14 protein-coding genes and 2 pseudogenes are annotated in these 14,974 nt (G+C 56.1%); 11 read left to right on the top strand and 5 right to left on the bottom strand.

The window, feature by feature from the left end:
- Window positions 1–6 precede the first annotated feature (6 nt).
- Together ALTER154_RS17495 and ALTER154_RS17490 are read right to left on the bottom strand one after the other, a co-directional pair.
- Window positions 7–2,301, bottom strand: coding sequence for an ATP-dependent DNA helicase (locus tag ALTER154_RS17495; RefSeq protein WP_160088950.1), 2,295 nt, complete (start codon window positions 2,299–2,301; stop codon window positions 7–9).
- Window positions 2,298–3,962 (bottom strand): VRR-NUC domain-containing protein, encoded by a 1,665-nt coding sequence (locus ALTER154_RS17490; RefSeq protein ID WP_160088948.1) that lies wholly within the window; start codon window positions 3,960–3,962, stop codon window positions 2,298–2,300. Before ALTER154_RS17490 ends, ALTER154_RS17495 begins: the two co-directional genes overlap by 4 nt.
- A gap of 491 nt (window positions 3,963–4,453) precedes the next feature.
- Here ALTER154_RS17490 and ALTER154_RS17485 point away from each other — a divergent pair, with 491 nt between their 5' ends.
- From ALTER154_RS17485 to ALTER154_RS17475, 3 genes are read left to right on the top strand one after another with little or no spacing between them, the layout of a single operon-like run.
- Window positions 4,454–5,779 carry a type II toxin-antitoxin system HipA family toxin gene (locus tag ALTER154_RS17485; protein WP_160088946.1) on the top strand — a complete coding sequence of 442 codons (1,326 nt, stop codon included), beginning with the start codon at window positions 4,454–4,456 and terminating at the stop codon, window positions 5,777–5,779.
- On the top strand, window positions 5,780–6,046 hold the full coding sequence (locus ALTER154_RS17480; RefSeq protein WP_003459718.1) for a helix-turn-helix domain-containing protein: 267 nt from the start codon (window positions 5,780–5,782) through the stop codon (window positions 6,044–6,046). It abuts the gene before it with no gap.
- 51 nt (window positions 6,047–6,097) lie between these two features.
- Window positions 6,098–6,901, top strand: coding sequence for an inositol monophosphatase family protein (locus ALTER154_RS17475; RefSeq protein WP_100548380.1), 804 nt, complete (start codon window positions 6,098–6,100; stop codon window positions 6,899–6,901).
- A gap of 422 nt (window positions 6,902–7,323) precedes the next feature.
- On the opposite strand, the gene ALTER154_RS17470 is transcribed toward ALTER154_RS17475, so the two are convergent.
- Entirely contained in the window at window positions 7,324–7,827 is a 504-nt protein-coding gene (locus tag ALTER154_RS17470; protein ID WP_160088944.1) for a type II toxin-antitoxin system YhaV family toxin, read from the bottom strand.
- Window positions 7,824–8,150: a type II toxin-antitoxin system PrlF family antitoxin gene (locus ALTER154_RS17465; protein ID WP_160088942.1), complete on the bottom strand. Its 327-nt coding sequence runs from the start codon at window positions 8,148–8,150 to the stop codon at window positions 7,824–7,826. The genes ALTER154_RS17470 and ALTER154_RS17465 overlap by 4 nt, the downstream gene beginning before the upstream one ends.
- Window positions 8,151–8,326: 176 nt before the next feature.
- Here ALTER154_RS17465 and ALTER154_RS17460 point away from each other — a divergent pair.
- From ALTER154_RS17460 to ALTER154_RS17425, 8 genes and pseudogenes are all read left to right on the top strand, one after another.
- Window positions 8,327–8,594: pseudogene (locus tag ALTER154_RS17460) on the top strand (helix-turn-helix domain-containing protein).
- 1,074 nt (window positions 8,595–9,668) lie between these two features.
- On the top strand, window positions 9,669–10,073 hold the full coding sequence (locus ALTER154_RS17455) for a hypothetical protein (RefSeq protein WP_160088940.1): 405 nt from the start codon (window positions 9,669–9,671) through the stop codon (window positions 10,071–10,073).
- 92 nt (window positions 10,074–10,165) lie between these two features.
- Complete coding sequence (locus ALTER154_RS17450; RefSeq protein ID WP_306108835.1) at window positions 10,166–10,369, top strand: hypothetical protein; 204 nt, start codon at window positions 10,166–10,168, stop codon at window positions 10,367–10,369.
- Between the two features lie 144 nt (window positions 10,370–10,513).
- A complete protein-coding gene (locus ALTER154_RS17445) occupies window positions 10,514–10,732 on the top strand; it encodes a hypothetical protein (RefSeq protein WP_160088936.1) in 219 nt (72 codons plus the stop codon).
- A 34-nt stretch (window positions 10,733–10,766) separates the two neighbouring features.
- Window positions 10,767–11,942, top strand: coding sequence for a hypothetical protein (locus ALTER154_RS17440; protein ID WP_160088934.1), 1,176 nt, complete (start codon window positions 10,767–10,769; stop codon window positions 11,940–11,942).
- Between the two features lies 1 nt (window position 11,943).
- Window positions 11,944–12,243, top strand: a complete 300-nt coding sequence (locus tag ALTER154_RS17435) for a hypothetical protein (RefSeq protein WP_160088932.1) — start codon at window positions 11,944–11,946, stop codon at window positions 12,241–12,243.
- A gap of 1 nt (window position 12,244) precedes the next feature.
- On the top strand, window positions 12,245–13,477 hold the full coding sequence (locus ALTER154_RS17430; protein ID WP_160088930.1) for a hypothetical protein: 1,233 nt from the start codon (window positions 12,245–12,247) through the stop codon (window positions 13,475–13,477).
- Window position 13,478: 1 nt separating this feature from the next.
- Entirely contained in the window at window positions 13,479–13,982 is a 504-nt protein-coding gene (locus ALTER154_RS17425; RefSeq protein ID WP_160088928.1) for a hypothetical protein, read from the top strand.
- 443 nt (window positions 13,983–14,425) lie between these two features.
- Here the strand turns inward: ALTER154_RS17425 and ALTER154_RS17420 are convergent.
- Window positions 14,426–14,860 (bottom strand): annotated as a pseudogene (locus tag ALTER154_RS17420) (transposase); the annotation flags it as partial.
- Window positions 14,861–14,974 lie beyond the last annotated feature (114 nt).

Here is a 14,974-nt window from a genome sequence, read left to right as displayed (position 1 = left end):
GCGCGGCTAGAGAACCGGGTCCTTGTTTAACGGCAAACGGCAGCGTTCGACCTTCCACCAGGTGGGCAGCAGTTTGCGGATCGCCGGCTGGTTGAAGCGGTCATCGATCAGATAGACCACGCCCTGGTCTTTGACGGTGCGAATAACCCGGCCGGCGGCCTGCACGACCTTCTGCAAACCCGGGTAGAGGTAGGTGTAGCCGTAGCCGTTGTTACTGCCGAACATCACCTCCATGCGCTGCTTGATCTCTTCATTGACCGGGTTGATCTGCGGCAGGCCAAGGGTGGCGATAAACGCACCAATCAGGCGGTCGCCAGGCAGGTCGATGCCTTCGCCAAAGGCGCCGCCTAACACGGCAAAACCGATGCCGCGGCCCGTGCTGGAGAACCGATCAAGAAAGGCCTGGCGCTCGACTTCATCCATTTGTCGCGATTGCTGCCAGACCGGAATCTGCGGGTGCGCCATCTGCAGCTCCTGCAGCACCGCCTGCAGATAGGTGTAACTGCTGAAGAAGGCCAGGTAATTGCCCGGTTTTTCTGCGTATTGGCGGGCAATCAGGGCAGCAATGGGCGCCAGCGAGTAGTCGCGATGGGCGTAGCGGGTGGACAGGTTGCTGACCGCCTGAACCTGCAGCTGCTCGGCGCTGAAGGGCGATTCCACATCTATCCAGGGCGTTTCTTCCGGCAGGCCGAGCAGGTCGGCGTAATAGTTCGCCGGACTCAGGGTGGCGGAAAACAGCGTGCAGCTGTGGGCCTCATCGAAGCGCGGGGCGAGAAACGGCGCGGGCACGATATTACGGATGCATAGGGTGGACACTGATTGGCCACTGCCCTCGTCGCGGCTGATATCGAACAACGAGTGCGCGCCAAAGGCCTCGGCCAGCCGGCAGAACAGCATGGCATCGAGGTAGAAGTGCAGCAGCTCGCTGGCATTACCAGCCGGCTGCTCACTCAGGTGGTCGGTGAGGGTGCTGACGGCCTTTTGCAGCGCCATGACGAACAGGTCCGGCGCGGTGGGGTAGACCTGATACGCCACTTCCTGGTCGCGCTCAAGCTGTCGCCAGTGCCGGCTGATACGCTCCAGCGGCGCCTTCATCACGCTCGGCGCGATGCGCCGTACCGCTTCAAAGCGTTGCTGATTGAGTTCTGCGGTGTACATGCCGCGCGCGCGCTCGATCAGGTTGTGGGCTTCGTCCACCAGCAGGGTGATGCGCCATTCATTGAGCAGGGTGAGGCCATACAGCAGACCGCCCATGTCGAAGTAATAGTTGTAATCGCAGACCACCACATCCGCCCAGCGGCACAGTTCCTGGCTCAGGTAATAAGGGCATATCTGATGCGCCAGGGCAGTTGCCCGCACGCTTTCATGACTCAGCCATTGGCCTTCGAGTGCGGCTTGGCGGGCGGCGGGCAAGCGGTCGTAAAAACCTTTGGCCAGCGGGCACGAGTCGCCATGGCAGGCTTTGTCGGGGTGCTCGCAGGCCTTGTCGCGCGCCACATGCTCCAGTACCCGCAGCGGCATGGCGTCTTCCTGGCTGCGTAGGGTGGCCAGTGCATCCAGCGCCAGGCGTCGGCCCGGTGTTTTTGCGGTAAGAAAAAACAACCGATCCAGCTGCTGCTCGGGGAAGGCCTTGAGCTGCGGAAACAGGGTGCCGAGGGTTTTACCAATGCCCGTGGTGGCCTGGGCCATCAGGCAGTGACCGTCACGCGCGGCACGGTAAACCTGGTTGGCCAGCTGGCGTTGACCGCTGCGAAACTCTGCATGCGGAAAGCGCAAGCGCACCAGCGCCTCATCGCGCTGGCGGCGGTGCTCGCGTTCGTACTCAGCCCAGCGGATATAGCGGCTGCACTGCAGCTCGAAGAATTTACGCAGTTCATCCGCTGTGGCGGTCAGGTGGAAGGCGGTTTCATGCTGGGTGATGACGTTGAAATAGACCACTGCCAGGTTGATCTCAGGCATGTCGCGTTCCTGGCAGAGTAGCCAGCCGTAGACCTTGGCCTGGGCCCAGTGCAGCAGGCGATGGTTTTCCGGAATGCGGCTGATATCGCCCCTGTGGGTCTTGATCTCCTCCAGCAGGTTTTCATCCGGGTCGTAACCGTCCGCTCGACCGCGTACCTGCAAACCCTGATATTCGCCACTCAATGGCAATTCAGCGTAGTAAGTCGGACCGCGCCTGGCGACCACGATGGCGTGGCCGGTCATGCCTTCCTGAGCGGTGGGCGAAGGGGTAAAGCGCAAGTCGAGGTCGCCGACCTTGGCGGTAAATTCGCACAATGCGCGCACCGCGACCTGATAGTTCACGCGTCTGCCCACTGCACGTAACACACATCCACCGGCATGCCATGCTCTGCGCAGAAGGCCAGCCAGCGCCGTTGGTTGTCCTGCAGGCGGTCGCCTGGGCCTTTCACCTCAATCATCCGGTAGCGCTGCTCGGCCGGCCAGAACTGGATCAGGTCAGGCATGCCCGCGCGGTTGGCTTTGATGTCCAGCAGCAGACGCGTGAACCAGGCCCGCAGGTGCGCGGCGGGCAGGCAGTCGAGCGCCTGCTCCAGCAAGGTTTCGTCCAGCGCGGCCCAGAATACAAACGGCGACTGGATGCCGAATTTAGTCGCGTAGTTTTCGCGGATTACCTGTTTGTAGGCATCCGAGTCGAGATGAGCCATGCAGCTGGCAAACAGCTCTTCGCGCTGGGTATAGAAGTCGGCACTGAACAGATCAACCGGGGCGGTGTGGAACGGGTGGAAGAATGCCCCTGGCACCGGCGCGAAGATGACCTGCCAGCAGAGCAGGCCGAACAGGCTGCAGATCAGGCTGTTCTCGACGTAATGAACCGGCGCGTCGGGCTCGTGCAGATGAGCTTTGACGGCAAACTCGACACTTTGCGCCTCAGGTCTCGGCAGGCTCAGATCAATCCGTGCGGGTGGTATTGGCTTGGCCTTACCGGGCAGCGGTTGCCCAAGCTGACGGGCCAGCCGCGTTAATGCGCGTTCCACCGCCTGGGCTTCAGCATCATTTTCCGGTGCCTGGATGGCCTGCAGCGTCAGCTTGTAGGCTTGCTCAGGGCGGCCCAGGCGCTCCAGCACGCGGATCTGCCGCAAGCGAGCGCCGACATAGCGGCAGTCGGTGTAAAACGCCAGCGCACCTTCCAGATCCGCCTCACGCTCCAGCTGCTGGCCCATACGGAACAACAGCTTATTACGTCGCGCGGCCAGGAAGGGTGTATCGCAGACCAAGGCGCTGATCTGCTGCAGCACATCTGCAAGCGGCTCGCCGGCCTCGAACTGCTCGCGGCTGCGCTGCAGGTGCAGGTAGCAGTCCACATCTGCCCGGTGACGAAAGGCCCGCGAGTCGGGCGTCAACTCCACGCGCTCATAGCGAAAGATACCGAGCTCGGCGAGAACGAATTCGGACCAGTCCTGGCGCAGATTGCCGAAGAACATCAGGCGCAGACGCTCGCACAGCGCATCAATAGTTAGGGAGACAATCTGCTCCTCACTGCCCGGGCACCAGGCGGCAAAGGTGCGTGGCTCGGCACAAGTCTCGGTCAGTTGCGCCAACAGCTCGGATTTGTTCTGCGACTTCCGTGAGCCGTGGCCAGCCAGATGCTGGAGCACTTCATCCTTGCGCAGCAGCTTGAACAGCTCCTCCAGGGAGAGTTCTGCGTCATGCCGCACCCAGCCCGCCTCAAGCAGCGGAGTTGCCGCCAGGCGCGCGCAACCGATTTCCTCGTAACTCAACTTGCTCAGGCGAAAGTGGCTGCCCTTGCGCATGATCATCCGCACCAGCAGAGCCTGAGCGGGCATATCCAGGGCGAAGAACTGCCGGACAAATTCATGCTCGGCCTCGCTCAGCAGATCGGCGTAGCGCTCCTGCAGCCAGGTAAGGGCTTGGCGAAAATTGGCTAGGTAGTAGAAGCGCGGATCGAGCTGCGACTGCATGGGCGTGCCGGTTGCGATTGGCATTGCTGATACCTGAGTCAAACAAACAACAGGCGCGAAGGTAAGGTGCTTAAAGCCCCGTTTTTACTGGATTTCAGGCACAAAAAAAGACGTCCTTGGACGTCTTTAGATGTTTATTTGGTGGAGCCGGGGGGATTTGAATCCAAAGACACAAATGCCCAGCTCAAATCAGTGTTTCGGGCGCTTGGCCCCAAAAAACTGATTTGTAGGATTTCACTCAGCCGATCTGCAGTATAGGAACCTTGAGCCTTCCGTCAATAGCGCATCCAAATATGCCCAGTGTAAGTGTTGCCAGTTGGGCAGTTTTGCTGGGCGCGGGTTCAAATCCTTACTGGGGAGTTGAACACGGGCAGCGCCCTCCGAAGCGGGAACTAGTTCTTGAGATTGAGGCACTTTAATGCCTTTTTCTGTGGCTAAGACGATTTTTTAGGCATTAAATTGCCTTTTTGTGTGTGTGCGTCTACTGTTTGGGCATTAAAGTGCCGGTGACTGATATGCACAATCTTACTCTGCAGGTTTATAGGGATGGCCAGTGGCGCAATGCCATGGAGCTCCGTTTCGAGCAGCCCGAGGAAGGGCTGGAGGGTGCTTGTGCTTGTGGCTACCAGCAGGGCTATCTGGTTGACTCCTTGGAGTCTGTAGGCACTCGGCTGAATGTGGCTGTCAGTGCAGCTTACCCTCTCGGATGGGATTCTTGGCGAGATAAGAAGGCGCCTGCGTTTCTCTTCGACATCCTGCCATCAGGTGCAGCAAGACGCTTTCTACTGAAGCGTTTGGGCGGCGAGCGGTCCGAGGGTCTCAATCTTGATCTCTACCTTCTTGGGCGATGCACACCAGCGCCAATTGGCAATCTGCGTATCAAGGAGTCCGTCGAGGCGATTGCGGGCAGCCCTGTGCTCGGTTTTACGCGCGATGAGGTTATTAGTCGGGACTCACGATTCCTGGAGTACGCGTATGAACAGGGCGCAGCGATTGGTGGGGCGACAGGTGCTGGCGGTGAGGCCCCCAAGCTGTTGCTGACTGAAGATCGTCAGGGCGCCCTGCATCCAGATGCCGTGTTGCCAGATGCAGACGCAGCCCAGCACTGGTTTGTAAAGTTCGCGCGTAACAAAGCCAGTCAGACCGATCAGGACATCCTGCGCAGCGAATACTGCTTCTATCGTGCCGTCCAGCAGCTCGGAATGGATACGGTTGCAGCTGAAGGGTTGGCATTGGAGGAGGGCAATAAGCCCAGTCTCTGGATGCATCGCTTTGATCGCGAGATTAGCCCCGCAGGGGTTAGCCGAACTGCCGTTGAGTCCATGTACTCGCTATGCGGTGTAACCGAGGCGGGTAGCTACATGCTGCACACGCACGTGCTGGGGAATCTGGTTGAACTATGGCGAGCTGTTGGACAGGAACAGCAGATCGGAGATCTGGTGTTTGAATACATGCGGCGCGATCTGCTGAACCAGGTTCTCGGCAATTCAGATAACCACGGACGCAACACCGCGATTCTCCGCTGCGAGCAGGGGGTTCGGTTGGCGCCAATCTACGACCTAGCGCCGATGGTCATGGACGAAGAGGGGGTTACGCGTACGACGAAGTGGCCAAAGCACATCGAGCTTGCTGGAGAGGTTAACTGGAGAAGGGCCTGTGATGAGGTCGCGGGGTGGGTTAATGCCGATGAGCTGTACCAGCGATTGCGGTTGGCAGCTCAGGACTTCCTCGCGCTACCTGACTTGCTGAGTGCACAAGGGCTTCCCGACTCAACCATGAGTCACCCTCGTATAGCCCTGAGAAATCTCCAGCAGCGGATGCTTCAGTGGGGGTTGGTCTAAATGGACATTCTTGAGCGCAATCGCATTTTGAATGAGCTGCAGCAGCAGTTGGCTAGCGGCGAGATCACGATTGGAGGAGCAGTGCGGCGTCTGCGTAAGGAGGTGACTGGCTTGCAGCAGGCCAGATTTGCACAGATGTGCAAGTTGTCATTGCGCGCCTTGCGACAGCTGGAACTGGATGAGAGCAACCCGACGGTTCAGACTCTGAACAGCGTGTTTAATCCCTTTGGCATGCAGGTCGGCATTGTGCCGAAGACTCCGCGTTGAGCTGCGGCTGCATGCTGGTTCTTAAGGCTGGATGAGCGCTGGAGAAAACACATGGATTATTCATCGCTGCTCTCTAGGGTCACACAGGTGGTCACTAGGGCAGGCGAGCTTCTAGTCGCAGAGTGGCAGCGTCCTGAGGGGCCTCGCGGAGCGGGTGATAAAGCGGATGTTGATGTAGAAATCGAGGCTCTATTGCGGCCTTGCCTGCTGGATCTGTTGGATGGAGATTTCTGGGGCGAGGAAACAGGGCATTCGTTGACCGGTGCCCCGCTCTGCTGGGTGGTGGATCCTAACGACGGGACTGCTGACTTTCTGAAGGGATTCAAGGGCTCTGCCATTTCGGTAGGACTTCTTGAAAATGCTCAGCCTGTTCTCGGTGTTGTGTATGCGCCTGTACTGGAGGGGCGCCCTGCTGACTGCATCGCTTGGGCTAAGGGTATGCCATCAGTGTTGCGTAATGGCGAGCCGGTTGACGCGAATCTGTCAAAACAGGAGTGGAGTTCTGGCAGTCGAGTAATGGTCAGTACTGCTGCCAGGATGAAGCCAGAGCTAAATTCTGAATTGTGTGCGCCGGGTAGATTTGTCGCGATGCCAAGCATTGCCTACCGGTTAGCTCGTGTAGCTGCAGGTGATGGGGTTGCGGGCGTGTCACTTGTCCAGGTTTCCGCGCATGACGTGGTAGCAGGGCATGCATTGCTAAAAGGTGCTGGGGGCGTACTTCTCAATCAGGACGGAGAAGAGATTTCATACATGGCAGAGGCGCAAATGAAGACGGTCTCGCATCGGTGCTTCGGAGGTTCACCTGCTATCTGTCGATCCCTGGTGAATCGTGAGTGGATTCGACTGTTCAAGTAGCTGTTGTTTTTTGATTTCGAGCCAGCAGCATTGCAGCGTTCGCGGGCGTTGATGACTTGGCGCAGTTTCATGAACTGCGCCAGTTCTGGCTTCGTATGTGGCGCAGTTCTTGTCGAACTGCGCCACGGCTAGGCGAAGAATGGACCCCAAACCTCAAATGAATGAATTACAGACATTGGTGCATCCGGTCAAGATGAACCCAGGTCCAGTCTTGGATTGACCACTTCCGGCCGATTCTGTCGAAAAAGTAGCTTCAGCGGCAGCCACCTCCTTCTTTGTCTCGGAGTTGAGTGCGCTGTTCGGCAGCCGCAGCAAGCAGATCGTCAATCGTGATGTGCCCAAGCAGCCACATTGATCAATGTCTGGTTTGAAGTGAGGTTCAAATCCTCGATAGGGATTTGAACCAGTAGCTTATTGGGGGCTCAGTTGACCGAGGTGGCGGCCGAATTTAATCGCGTGCTTTCCTGCGTGGCTTCCTTCAGCAGCTTCTCCCACGAGTCAGGTGGATGTCCGCTCGCGAGCATTTTTCGAAACACCTTGTAGGCGTCATCGCTGCTCTCATAGGCGCGCTTGGTGTTGTCGTCATTAACCCACGCCAAGATGATTATCTTGCTTGGGCCGTGGTACCGGAAGAACAGCCGATACTGCTGAAAGAACTTGGCACGGAACCAGTGCTTATATTCCTCGCCCAATGTGTCGCCTTGGCGGTATTCGGGCTTGCTCGGGTCTTGTGGGATAACGTCAAAAGCCAGCTTGGTAATGGCTGCTAGCCGTTTGGCTGCATTCTTCTTGCGATAACCCTCGGGGTCTTTTTGTTTTGAGAACTCAACTTGCTGAATGAGAGTTTCGAGCTGATCCAGAAACAGGGAGTGCGCAAATACTGTCCAGCCATGTGCAACCAGTGGCTTGCCTTGGTCTTGGCTCATTCATCGTCTGCCGACAGCGGGGCATCCAGATCTATCTCATTGCTATCGATCAGCGAATGGATGCGTGCCACGAGGTTTGAATCTATGGCCTGCAGATGCTGAGGGTTCGCTGCGATGTCATGGGCAAGAAAGCTAAGAAACTGGCGGATTGCCGGGTCATCCTCAGAGTGCTCAGCACGACTCAGCACGACCTCACCGCTGGGGCGAATCGAGTAATGGATTTTGTCGCGCTTGTTTAGCTGAAGTGCGCGGCGAACTGTCTCTGGTACTGTCGTCTGGTAGCGGTCGGTAAGGGTGGATTCGACTTCAAGTGCTCTGGCCATGACCTGCTCCTGCTCGTGTGAGTGATTTCAGGGTAATGCATGTGCATTTCGTGGTCAATGCGATTGCATTGTCTCCGCTACTTGGCGTGATGTCAGTTCATCTGATCGAGACGAACCACCCTCGTATCGCGCTGAGAAACCTCCGGCAGCGCCTGGTCCAGTGGGGGCTGATCTAAATGGATATTCTTGAGCGCAATCGAGTTTTGAATGAGCTGCAGCAGCAATTGGCTTCTGGTGAGACCACTATTGGGGCGGCCGTTCGGCGTCTGCGGAAGGAAGTGACTGGCCTGCAACAGGCCAGATTCGCACAGATGTGCAAGCTGCCACTGCGCGCTTTGCGGCAGCTAGAGCTTGATGAGGGCAATCCGGCTGTTCAGACTGCTGAACAGCGTCTTCAACCCCTTTGGTATGCAGGTTGGCATCGTGCCGAAGGCGCCGCGCTGAAATGAGCTCTTAATCCTGCGCGGCAAGGTTTGGGAGCCACAGCTCATTTATACCCCGAGATCCTCTTCTAGCTGATCGCGCAGGTACTTTCGCAGATGTGCCTTGTCTGGGTTTCGAAGGTATTCGGCGGCCAGTTCGTCACGGATGACTTCTGAGAGGCTGAGCTCCTCAGAAACAAACAGCAGGCTTTGAGCCCGTTCGGAGCCAAATTCAAACTCGTACTCGAAGTAAAGCTATGAGTCGCCAGGCATTTACACAGGCCTCTTGGTGGTCGAACTGGAGTAGCTACCTTTGGTCAACGGTAGCTACAGGTCGGATGAATAGGGCTTTCTAAACCTATCCACGTGCGCCTGTCACTTCATCCCGGCACGTGGTGTATCTCGGTCTCAGCATCTCCGGACGCATCGACCAAGCAGGCTTCGCCGGATACTCGAACAATGCGTAACGTGCCTCGTCTCTGCTGCTCATTGATCTGACCTACAACGGCCATCAGTTGCTCTGCACCACGTCATGGTTTGGCGCAAAAAGATCCGGCGTACTCACCACTGCTGACTCAAATCCATCAGTCAGATGTAGCACTTGGAGAAGGATGCGTGCATGCAGCGAGGTTGGGGGCGGGGGGGGGGCTGGCGAGGCTCCAGGCAATCTCCTGGATCGCGCGAGGGCTGACCGGGATGTGCGCTAACTCCATTTTATATCAGGAAGTTGTATTTTTATATGCTCCATAAACTTATCTAAAACTTGTCAATATATATGTATCATAATTAAGGTTGTGTATTTTTTCTGTTCTTGCTTGACGAGTAAGGAGTCTTGTTGTTTATTCTATTTAAGCCTTGAGGTATTCTGCGGTGAGATGAAGGAATGGGTCGAGGCGAAGTGGTGGTAGTTCAAGTGGTGTTAAGTTACTAACTCTAAACCGCGTTTTCAGATCGCTGATTAATACTGGCAATTCTGTCAGCACGTTTCCGTTTGGGGCATTGATCTCTACGCCTTGGGGCAGATTATCCAGGGCAGGCAAGTTGCACCCCGAATTCAGGATCTTGCGACATATGACCGGAATAATGGGAGTTACTCATGGATGCAGTGGGAAAAGTTGCAGAACTTTTATACGGCTCTGAAGAATTGATGCCTGGCATTCAAATGAGCTGGGAGCAGGCGCGCGAACGCGTGGTGGCCCGAGACTGTTCGTTGTGGATGCCGTATTGCATCGTCCGCGACTGGATCTGGATTGATCTCATTCTGAGCGAAGAAGAGCAGGGCATTCTGCGCTCCTCTGGCCGTGAGGCGGTGATGTTATATGCGCATAGTGTTCTGTTTGACAGTGAGCGGCGCTTCGATGTCGGCGCTTGGGTGCGCACCACGCCACTGGTGAGCTTCAGCGAGGGCTGCTTTTTTCAGACGCTTAACACGCTGTATGTCCTAGTCGGAGATGGCCAACGCAAGCAAGCCGAGCTCTCAACCGTCATGAGCTTGTTCTGATGATGAAGGCTTCCGATCAGCGACAGGCGGCGGTGCGCTGTGACCTCTGTGGGGGCGAGACGAGTGTCCCCGGCTATGGCCAGCAGTTTGGGATGCTGCACGCCAGTTGGGGCTACGGCGCACGCCATGATGGTGAGCGGTATCGGGTGTGCCTGTGCGAAGTCTGTTTCTTCCAAGTGCTGGCGTACATCAAGCAAGAGCGACGCATACAACATATTTTCGATGATGATCCACCGGGTGATGAGGCGTTCGGTCTGATCGTTCGTGGGGATTATTGGGGTGATATCAGTAGTTAATATTTTGAGTGAGGTTTAGTTATTTAGCTATTGGGGCAATAGTAATGAGTATGTTTAAGGTTGTTCGTGATTGGGTTGCGAGAGAGGGGGAGGTATTTCAACCTGAAACAGATGCTTTGCATTTGAGGTTGGTTGAGAAGGTATATGCATTTGCCTGATGGCTCAGTGAATCGTCCTTTTACCCAGAAGCACCTTAAAGACTGCATGCGCATTAGCCGCAAGCGACTGGCGATGTGGCAGCAGAAGTCGGCGGAAGAGTGCCGTAACGACTTCATGGTTGCTCAGGTGAGAAAGTCCCGGGTGGTGCGTAAAGCCGGTGCTCGCCAGGGCTGGAAGAAGAGATCAATCGCATCGTCAGAGTAGCCCTCGAAGATGACATGGGGCTGTAGGAGAGAGCATGGACATTAAGCAGCCGACCAACTCGCGTACGCGCGAAGCAATGGAACAGTTCATTCGCCAGAAAGATGAAAATGGGCTCTACAACTATTCCCTTTTTCATGCCCTTGACGGATCTGATTTCCTTCAGGATTACCAGCTATTCAGCGAGGGTAAGCTAACAGGCGACCAGGCCGATCAACTCCTGCGAGACACACTGCGCCGTCAACATATTGCGCACATGAGGGTGGTACATCCGCAGCTCGATATCGAGGCGATGGTTATGCACCTGGCGCGTGATCGCTGCGAGAGAAAAAGCAATCAGGCACTCAAAGCGTTCTGTACCTGGCACCGTGAATTTCAACCATTGCGCCTCGTTGATACTCAAGCCTTTGATCCGCTCAAAGGTACACTGGTGATACACGCTACAAAGACTGTGCCATTGGCCATCGCTCTGGGTCAGCCGAAAGATGTCGCTCTCAAGCACCTCGTCAAGACGATTGACGAAGGCCTGAATGCGCTTGAGTTCACGGCTGATCGGTATCCGCACATTCGCACCGGTTTTCTGCATCACTTCCTGATCGCGTACCCGGAACTTTGGCGTCAGACAAACACTGAGCCCTACCATTTCCTGGGCGAGCCGATGATCCGCATTATGCCCGGTGGTGGAATGCGTCCCGATAGGGCCGTTATCGAGGGCCCGGCAGGCAAGTCACTCATTCGTTGCCCTGGCTGGATTCCGCTTGAACTGATCTTTTTCACCTTGGATTACCTGGTTGGGATCGATTCTGATGTGCTCGATGCCAAGCACCTGTTGCGCGAAGGCACCCGCAGCGAAGTGTGGCTGGATCGTTGCCCTAACCTCGAAGAGGGGCTGCCGATCATCGAGCGTCTACTGGCTTGTGGCGTGGTACACCCTGCCATTGAGCGTATCGAAGGCATCGCAGCAAAGCTGTCTGAAGCGGGCAAGCGCGCTGCGCTGCTGTGCTACGCGAAGGGCAGTGATGCCATCTCCAGTGAGTTGGCTCAGGCCATTGTTGAGGTATCGCCGGAGAGTTATGACCAGGTTTTCGTTCAGGTGAAGAAGTTTCCGTATCTTCAGCGCCTGACAAACCTTAAATGGCCGAGCGATGAGCAGCTGCTGAAGCTATCGCCGAAGACCAAAAGACTGCTTTTGGAAGGCGATTTGGGGATCTGACATGAGCCAGGAAGAGGCCCCTAACTTCTGGCGCAAGCTTGAGGAAAACCGTACTGCCGACCTGACAAGTGGTCTCCTCTCGGTTCCGCTATACCCAAGGAGGCGTTGGGCTAAAAGCCCCAATGACTTGGATTTTTCGGATTTTCTTGCGTTGACAGAGAAGGTCTCTGCGAAGGACTGCCTTCGCGACCTAGCGATGGCGCAGCCCGAAAAATTCAGTGCCGGAAAAAACCTGCAATGCTCCGAAGGACTGGCACGCCAGATCTGCCGACTCGTGCTCGAAGAAGACCTGGAGCTTTGACATGGCCCTGCTACAGATCAATCCCAAAATCCGCACCAAACTCGACCAAGCCCCGTTGATTGAGGCCACAGAGCCGCAGATCAAGCAAAAATTCTGGTGGATGAAAAATCCACGCCAGCAACTGTTGTTTCTGCACGATGGCTTGATCAACACCATGTGCTTCCCCGGCTACTACGGGGCCTTCTTTATACTCAACTATGAGCGCCATCTGGATGGCCTGTTGAATGAAGAGCAGCTGGATCGCTTCGTGTGCATTCTGCTCGATAATCTCCAGCTACCGTACCTCAAAGCCGTTCACCCTCAGTCCGATATCGAGGGCGTTTTTACAGCATTGCTGCGCGACAGTCGCTATAACACACGCTCCAGCCGCTTGTACGACAAGATCAACAGATATGGGCGCCTGCCGAGCTGGAGGCGTGCTCGCAAGGGCGATCCGCGCTATCCGATCTATGATCTGGTGTTGCGAGATGGCCCTTTCGCAATTGCCCTTGGGCACTCGCCAGAAGTGGTGCTTGAGCAGTTGCAACAGGAGCTCTGGAAGGCTGTGTTTGCTCTCGACGTGCATCCGTCGCGTGAGCAATCTCTTTTTGATCGCTACTTCGATAATTTCCTGATTGGCTACCCGGAGCTATGGCCCATTGTCGGTGCCGATGCGAGCCGCTTTCTCGGTTCTCCGCTGCTCAAACAGTTTGCTGGCGAAGGGTTTTCCGCAGACAAGTCAGTCGTGAACGGCAAAGCAGGCCCCCCCCTGATCGGGAAGGGGGGCGAGCGCTATAAGCAGGAGTTGTCAGGTTTCGTCCTGGACTACCTTCAGGCCGTTGACCCCTCTGTGGTCGATGCCAGGCACCTGCTGCTAGATGGCTCAAGAAGTCAGGCATGGATTGATCGCTGCCCCAACTTGGAAGATGGGCTTGATGTGCTCTCCAGGCTTTGCCACTTCGGTGTGACACATCCAGCCCTGAAGCGGATCAAGCAAGTGGCCACCCGGATTCAAGAGGATGGCCAGAAGGGGCTGGTGCGGCAGTACTTGGATCACGGTAGTGCCGTTACAGAGCGACTGACGCAGGCCATCTTACAGGCCAAGCCTGAGCTGTACGACTGGGCCTTCGATCAGTGCAGCGGATATGCGGCTGTAGCGCGACTGGCGAAGATCAGAAGGCTCACTGGTGAGCAGATTGGCAGGCTGGAGCCTAGCGTGAAGCGCAGGCTGCTTGAAGGGGATTTGGGAGTCTGAGATGAGCAATGAGCAGATCGAAAATGCCAAAAAACACGGGGCTATTGCTGTGCTTGCCATACTCGAAAACGCTGACCTTGTTCAGCGCCTGATGCTCGCCAAGGCCATGCGTAGTGATGTTTACCTGAGCTATCTCGTAGAGAAGGCAGCAGGTTACATGATGGGCAACAGGCATCGAGAGGCTGCCTTCTGGAAAATGCTGGCCATTCGGCTCGGGGAACCAAGGAGAGTTGATGAAGACTACTTGGCGGAGCTTAAGCGACTGCGGCGAGCAGAAAAACGATCCGTAGAAAAAGCGTATTTTGGACTGCCGGTCTATGTCTGTAACGGCAGTAAATGTGTGAGTCGGGACGATATCAAAAAACTCCCTTTCTTCGATTTTTGGGAAGAAAGCGCCACGGGGTCAACCTGCCCTGTGGACGGTGGTGTGGTTTATGTCTACCTGCGTGACTGGATAGCTTTTGCAGAGATCTTCATTAAGACAGGGAGGCATCGCTTCCAATGAAAAAGCTGTTGATGTTATGAGGGGGAAGACGTTGTCATTCGAGGAGCGGGAGAAGTTGGCCGGCGTTTTCAAGACCAAGACGGTCACCGGATCAGAACGTCTGATGTGAGGGGTGCGAGCCAGCAGGGTGGCACATGCGCAGTGGCAGCCTGTATGTGGTGGTGAGCTTCGGGCAGGGCGGTCGAACATCGCTCGATCAGCCTCCGAGGCTGCTCCAGAGCATGGCTGAGATGGCGCCGCTTGGATGCAGTTGGCGCAACTCTGGCGCAGTTTTCAGAACTGCGCCATTTAGAGCATCGAATTTGGCGCGGCTCCAGGTGATTTGCGCCATAGCGAGGGCTGAGGGATGCTTAGCGAGGACAGCAGTTCAGATGTGCTGGGGGCTCTGGATATTGGTGCGTCCATGACCAATGCACCTTTGTCTCAGGAATGAGCCCTAGCTAGATCAGGCTGGGTGACACCTCAGCGCCGTAAATTTCCTGCAGTGCACCTGGATCTCGCACGGTCATGCCGCTGGCATAGAGTGAGAGAATTTTGTCATCGAAGCCGCCCGTCCAGCGGATCTGGTGCTTCTCGACGATCTGTGGGTTGAACGTGCCTTGGCGGCCACGGGGCACCTAAATAGGCTGCCTATCGAGTTCGCCCTTGAGCCTCTTGCGACTGAAACCGTTACGAGTATTGCTAGCCGGGTTGCTGACCGACTCATGCTTGTCGTGACCCAGGTGATGCGTGAGCTCGGCATCCAGCGCACGCTCGACCAGTTTATTGGTCAGCTGCTTGAGGGCGCCATCAGCGCCGATCAGATTTTCAGACTTCTGGTAGTTGGTCAGAAGTTGATCCAAAAACTCTTCGGTAATGGGACTTTTCGTCTTGATCATGGTGTCTCAGGTTAGGAGTGTTGCGTTGCTCATGAGCTGGTTACAAAAAGATCGAACACTCTCCCTTTCGCTCGGCACTGAGCGTCCTTGGTCAGGTTTGAGGAGGATTCAGAT

Source organism: Pseudomonas sp. 9AZ (assembly GCF_902506525.1).
Lineage (GTDB): Bacteria > Pseudomonadota > Gammaproteobacteria > Pseudomonadales > Pseudomonadaceae > Aquipseudomonas > Aquipseudomonas peli.
Note: the sequence above shows the minus strand (reverse complement) of the source record. Positions and strands in the feature narration are given on the sequence as shown.